Source organism: Paraglaciecola sp. 25GB23A (assembly GCF_040012495.1).
Lineage (GTDB): Bacteria > Pseudomonadota > Gammaproteobacteria > Enterobacterales > Alteromonadaceae > Paraglaciecola.
This window is the reverse complement of record NZ_JBDYKM010000045.1, coordinates 1-7,489: the sequence shown is the minus strand read 5'-3', so window position 1 is coordinate 7,489 and position 7,489 is coordinate 1. Positions and strand designations below refer to the sequence as shown.

General features: G+C 38.7%; 2 protein-coding genes and 1 pseudogene. All 3 read right to left on the bottom strand.

The window, feature by feature from the left end:
• The coding region (locus tag ABKW31_RS22380) for an FG-GAP-like repeat-containing protein (protein ID WP_348618937.1) at positions 1–3,865 on the bottom strand (3,865 nt) is incomplete at its 3' end.
• 306 nt (positions 3,866–4,171) lie between these two features.
• Complete coding sequence (locus ABKW31_RS22375; RefSeq protein ID WP_348618935.1) at positions 4,172–5,923, bottom strand: VCBS repeat-containing protein; 1,752 nt, start codon at positions 5,921–5,923, stop codon at positions 4,172–4,174.
• Between the two features lie 12 nt (positions 5,924–5,935).
• Positions 5,936–7,489 (bottom strand): annotated as a pseudogene (locus tag ABKW31_RS22370) (hypothetical protein); the annotation flags it as partial.

The window sequence follows — 7,489 nt, the reverse complement described above, 5'->3', positions numbered from 1 at the left end:
CACCTCTGTCTACTCGGCGCCACATGACATCGCCTTTACCATCTCCGTTAAAGTCACCACTACCACGTAACTCCCACATGGGTGCCGTGACATAGTTCAGTACTTTACGGGCTTTGATGTTCAAGCCTTCCATCAAGTAGATAAAGTTTTGGCCAGTTATAGTATTGCGCCAGAAAATATCCGATTTACCGTCTGCATCATAATCGCCCTGACCAGCCATCAACCAACCATCGTCTTGCACCACATTGATAGGACGCGCTTCTTTTGTCTGTGTTCCGTTCATCGCCCATAGGAAATTCCAGCCTCTGGCTTCACTTCGCCACAACAAATCGGATTTACCGTCGCCGTCTACGTCGTTTTTGGCGAAATAAGTCACAGAAGATGAGCGACTAGGATCAAGAGGATAGGCATCATCAACATCTAACACACCATCGTTATCGTCATCATCATCACAAACATCTCCAAACAAATCATCGTCAGTGTTTATTTGAGAGGAATTTGCTGCAATTGGGCAATTGTCAAAAGCATCTGGAATAGTGTCTTTATCTGAATCTGATTTTTCAAGACACTCCGTTAACAATTGCCCATATGAATAAAACTGACCTGATTCATTACATGTTATTTCTGGATTATTTTGGAGGTTGACATTATTTAAATAAGTAAGGTTTAACAAAGGCACTAAATCAGAAATTTGATTACTAGCTAACGTTAATGCCGTCAAATTTATTAAGTTTGATATTGGGGTTAGATCTGTCAAAGAATTGAAACTGGCATTTAAATATATTAATGATTCAATCCCGTTAATTCCTTCAAGACTTTGTAAACCACTAGAACCAACATCTAATTCCTGCAGATTATTCAAACCAACTAAAAAAGTTAAATCTGTTAGTTGGGCACCGTATAAATTTAAGCTATATAAGCTCTCTAATTTTTTTATAACGGCCAACTCATCGAGTTCACCAGAGAAACCTTGCAAAGATAAAACTTGAAGTTCAGTCAAATCAGCAAGAAAACTAAGGTTTTTATTTCCAACTTGAGTCAACCATAAAGTACTCAAATTGGTTAGGTATGACAATGACGAAGTGTCACTGATATTAAATAAACCAATGGAAAGACTGAATAAATTTGTTAATTCCTGCAATGGTTCCAAAGATTCGACACTTACGGCAAAAAGATTTAATTCCTGAAGTTTAGTCAGTTCTCTTAAACTGGAAATATCAGAAATATTATTTAACTCTAGATTAAGTGTTTCCAAATTTATAAGTGAGGATAATGGCGAAACGTCGACAATGTTGTTACCACCCAAATCCAAAAATTTTAGACTAGTAAAATACTGGATTCCGTTAAGTGAGGTAATTGAATCATTTGAACAATATAAATCAGTCACATTTTTAACATAATCAATATCTTTTTCAATTGCATCTAGCACAATACAAGCTCTCAATTTCGAATCATCGAACACAATTTCGTTAATTAACATTGGGACATCACTTTCATCAAAGGGATCGTAGCCTGTTAAAATTTCTTCAATATTCGACTTACCATCGTTATCTGAATCTAAATTATTACCTACAAGCACTGCGAATGCAGGCAACATTGGCTGCGTATCACTTCCATCCAAAATACCATCAGCATCTGAATCTGAAATTTCAGGGTTTGTTCCCAAGTCGAATTCTTGTTTAACCGTTAAACCATCTTCATCGTCATCTGAACTTGCTTCAAAACCAGTTAACTCAAAATAATCAGGAAGCAAATCAAAATCGCTATCACTACTGAGGTACTCTCCCAAATAAATCAACTTAATAGAATGAGCGACAGTAACTTGGTCTAAATAAACATTTTTTGAAATGCCAAGAATTGAATTAGATGACAAATGCATGATGTTTGCATTAAGTGCGAAGGGAACAAACGATTTTCCCTTGCCGTTTGTCATGCCTGAGAATTCAGCATACAAGTATTGATAACCAGGAGGAGCCCACTCACTCTCCATTCCAACTTCCATACCAGGAATTGGGTTGCCGAGCACATCAACCGCTTCAAGGTTAGCCATTAATATTGGCATAATAATATTTTTACTTATATTTTTTGTGACTGGTCCTGTTTCTTCACCGTAATAATAGATACTTTGATTCATTGTCGAAGTGAAGGGAGCATTGATATCCAAAGAGGTAATAACCACGGAATAACTAACATCCTCTGAAACTTCAAATTTATAGTAACCAGTCAAGTCAGATTTAGTCGTCCCCTGCCAATCACTAGTAGCATAGTTATATAATTGCAACTCAAGACTTACAGGTTGGCCAGATAGGTTTTTTACATATCCTTCAATAATCAGACCTGAAGATGTTTGGACTTTTTCTGAAAGGACTATCTGTAAATTTTCACCCATTTCAATATTTTCAATTGAAATAAGTTTTTCAACAGCACTACTTTCGGCCGGTGGTATAACGCGCAGTTTCGAGCTGTATTTATTAACATAGAGACTATATTTACCATCAGCATCTGTCGTTAAAGATCCGTAACTACCGTATACATAACCGGATTGCCCATTATCAAATATAACGCTATCACTAAAATAATCCGTACTAACTTGAGCCCCAATCACCGGAGCCCCTCTTTCATCAACGATTGTGCCTTCAAGTTTAAATACGGGTAAAATTAACACCTCATCAACAATAATTGAATTATTATCAGGCAGCTCAATATCTCGAATATTGAAGCTACCAAACCTGTAACTCCAATCATTTCCATCTTGTTGGCTGATATCACTACTAATACTGGTTGATTCAGTATATTTTCCAGCAACTAAAGGAGCTTCAATAACGCCTTGTGCATTCTGACAAAAGGTATTTTGAAATCCATTGTCATTGGACTCAGTAAAATCAACACATACACCGGTTAGATTTTCACCTTGAAGGTCTACAACACTGTTATATTTCAATATTGCGCCAATTGAACCGAGTTCGGCTTGGTAGGATACAGGTGAAAGACTTCGTTCAAAAACTAACTCTTCACTTACAGAAGGGAATGGACCGTTGACACTAACCGGTACTTCGGAAGTTGCAGTAAGCTGAATTTGAATAGCTTTATCTACAAGGACTTTGGTTTTATAACTATCATTTAACGCATAAAAATAAAAATACTCACTACTATATTGCTGAGTTTGCTCGTTATAGTAACCATCCTGGAATTGAAACAAATAGCTAGTTGCAATCTCTTTTTGTGAATGAGTACCGGTAAAATTTATATCTTGCAGAGGTAAAACAAAGTCATGCTCAGTGGTATCGCTAACAGTTAAGTCGTCAAAAATACGAGTTAAACTAAAATAGTTCCAGTAGAGCGCCCCTTGCTGACCTATCTCATATTTATTATGAGTCATCTCAATTTGAAAAGTTGAGTTAGGTAAATTGACCTCAAACTGTCCATTTTCGTCTGTATAAATTGTGTATTGTTTTGCAGAATTTTTATCTACGAAAGTAATCGACGTATCACTATATGTGTCGCTACTGTAATCTTTTACTGTGCCTGTTACCTTTGATGTGCTGATAATATCTACAGCACTAACAAACCAGACATTTTGATATAAATCATTTTCGGAAACACTAACAATATTGGTGTTGTTACTAAATGAATCTTTTTTTACTATGAGCCGATATGGCCCTGGTGATAGGTCTGTAAAAACGTAACTTCCTGTATGATTTGTAGAACTACTTGCAACCTCTGATCCTCCTTGAATCAAACTAAGTGTGGCATTATTTAGTGTCGTATCATCGAGAAATATTTGGCCCGATAAATTAGCTGCTTTTGCAGGAAAAACAAAAACTAAAAATATGAACAGTGTTAACAAACTTCCTTGAAGTTTCATAAAATAATCCCTTATTATTTAGCTACATCTATCACACTAATGTTTAAATTGTGATGAAAAGCCTATTTTTTAATTTAATTAAATGTCGTGTTAAATAACATCGATCGTTAACAGGCTTTCGGTTGCCCCAAGCACTCAGAATATCGGGCAAAATTAAACCGTTAATAAAAATATAATATAAGTTGATTACATAATAAAGATTTAATCAGATAATTATTTTTTTACCACTTCTTACAAGACTAAAACCTCGCCCACAGGCTTTTCTGTTGCTGTCGGCGAGGATGAATCCTTGATATGCTGGGTTGTTTATTTAGCCAGTGCCCAAGTATTGTCAGTGGGTTTTAACACACCTTTCGCTTTAATTGTTAGACCGTCCATCAGATGCACTATATTGCGTTCTGCAGACACGTTGCGCCACAACATATCGGTTTTACCGTCACCATCATAATCACCCATGTTGACGATTTGCCAGTTTGTATCACCCACGGTATTGATAAGCTGGCTGACCTTTACAGTGCCATTTTCCATCAAGTAAGCCCAGTTGCGACCGTCTACTTGATTGCGTAGGATAATGTCATCCGCACCATCCCCATCCAAATCGCCCATGCCGGCCACCGTCCAATCTGTACTGATAGAATTAAGGGTATAGCGATTGGCTATCTGCCCGTTTTCCATTATCCAAATGTAATTAATACCCGTAACCTGATGACGCCACAATACATCATCAGTGCCATCACCGTTGATATCTCCTATGGCCGCTATCTTGTAGTTTAAGTCCGTTACCCACAAGGAAGGTAGACTAGTACCAATGACGCCATTGTCCATCAAGTAAAACCAGGTATCGCCTCGGTCAACTCTGCGCCACAACACATCACCCTTACCATCACCATTAAAGTCACCACTGCCTTTGACTTCCCAGATAGGGGCAGTCACGTAATTTAAGGTCGCTTTAGACTTAATGTTTTTACCGTCCATCAGATAAATGAAGTTTTGGCCTGTGATATTATTACGCCACAAAATATCGGATTTACCGTCGCCGTTGTAATCACCCTGCCCCACCATGTCCCAAACATCTTCAGGTACCACATTAATCGGTGCAACGGTTTTAGTTTCAACACCATTCATGCCCCACAGGAAGTTCCAGCCCTTGCTGTAACTGCGCCACAGAATATCTGATGTACCATCACCGTCGACATCGTTTTTGGCGATATAGGTCACTCCACTTGAACGACTGAAGTCTAGGGGATAGGCATCATCTATATCTAATACACCGTCATTGTCGTCATCTGAGTCAGAGGCCATGCCCAGCTCAGCACAATCTTCATCACAGTCATTTGGAGCACCGTCCATATCTGTATCGAGTAAGTCACCGATGGCTATAAGTGGATAGGTATCATTAACGTCTATGATATTATCGTTGTCGTCATCTGAGTCACAGGCATCACCACCATCATCTGCCATATCAGTGTTTTCTTGGCCCTGATTAGGAATTGTTGGGCAGTTGTCGATTTCATCAGGAATACTATCTTGATCTAGGTCAGTCAAAGGGACTTCGGTTCCATCCAGCTTGGAGTAAGCAAAAGTTGAGTGAAAACTGGGTGTTTTCATTGGTATTAAATTTAGGCCAACATACTCATCGCGACCCACAATAGAATTAACTTCGAATTTAATTAGCTGAATATCGTCACGAAGTTCAAGCGCTTCTTCGGGTGAAAACCAAGCAAACAAAACACGTTTATCAGTAAAAATATCGTTATCGGTGTTGTCGGTATCGTCGACTACCTGACTTTGCCCAAGAAACCCATTTTCAAAAATGACATTTCCCACTAATGATTCAACTTCCAGCGATGAATAAAATAAGGTGAAACCTATTCCATAAGCTTTTTTGTCATCCGAGGTTTGTGAGTAGTTTATCGCGCCTTCCGAATAGCCAGTCTCAATGCCACCTGCGGAAAGTTTGATGTCAAATTGTTGCATTGTTTCAACTGCAGCAGATTTTTGACAAAATAATAACACCACCAAAACAAGCTTAAAGGGCGACCACAATTGAACATTCATAGTGCCTCCTTGCTAATTTGTGAATGGTTGTGGCTGAATTGTACTCAATAAGTCATACATTTCCTGTCGAGTTCGCGTACTCTCGGTCATTTCTTCATCAGTTGCCAAAGTCTCCGCTGGATAACCCAACATATAGCGGGTATAAATGGCGCCATCAGTAAAACCATCAATTTTGCCATCGCCATTAATATCTAAGTCAATGGCAAATCCGTCGACCACCCCAACACTAGTTGGTTCAAAGCCGTAACCGTTATCGGCTAAATCTATAGCCGTGGATAAAGCAGAAAAATTAATTTTATTCGTTGAATTAGCGACTACATTTTCCAATAAAATTAATTTAAGCGTAGCTATGTACCCACTAAATTCACCAGGCCATGTGCGGTTTTGACTTTGCCACTTAAGAGTAAAAAACACATCCGTATCTTTATCATTGTCAAAGTCACTGTCATCATCCTGAACATTAGATATTGCGACAAAATCTGGCAAGTAATAGTCTTTTAAATTATCTAATGTTATTGAAGCTGAGTCATAATGCACTCGAATACCGAGGCCAGATAAATTCAGGTTATTATCTGAAACTTGATATTTAAGTTTTAAGTAAAATGGGTTGCCACGTTTAATTCGAATTAACGATTGACTTGCTGCTACTTTTTGTATTTCGCTAGCAAAGTCAGAGCTGTTATTTGGATCTGTGGAGGCTAAATATTCAGCTAAATTAGACTGTAAGTCGCCATCAGCGTCCTTTGCAGCATCGCTTGCATCTTTTGAATCTAGACCATGCGCGAACTCATAAGTGTCAGGCATGCCATCACCATCGTCGTCCAAGTCAATGCTATCGCCAACACCATCTTTGTCAAAGTCTAACCAATCTTTCTCATCCAACGGCAATGCATCTAGACTATCTATAGAGTCATCACCATCAGAATCTGGGTTCCAAATATCAGTGCCAATCAATGATTCTTGATAATTGGTTAAGCCGTCTTTATCACTATCCAATGCAGCATCGTTTTTATCGGTTGGATTTAGTAGATGGTCTATTTCCCATTTATCCGACAGTCCGTCCGCATCGGTATCAGCCAAACTGTAATCTGTACCTTGCTCAAACTCTTCGAGCAAATTCAAACCGTCGCCATCTAAATCAATCGATACATTGTTAGCCGTATTTACGTCACTGCCTTGCTCCTGCTCCCAATAATCAGGTAAACCATCGCCGTCGCTATCTGGCCCTTTCCACCATTTATACAATACGTTGCCTACAACCGTTGCACCTAAACCATTGGGATTATCTGCATGATAAGGACCAGTCGAATCTTGCCATTGAGTATTACGAATATTAAGTTGAGCCGTTTTGCTATACACACCTGATACAGATTGACCACCGACAATCGTCAGGGCGTTGGATAAATTTAGATAATGAGTAACGTCACTATACACCGCATAGGATTCAATATTTTCAAATAATGAATCATGAACTATCGGTGCAGCAATGCCTCTAAACCAAACCCCCGCGGCTTTGGGGTTATTTGCGTCGTTATTATATCTACTCACGTCCGCAATATGCCGAAG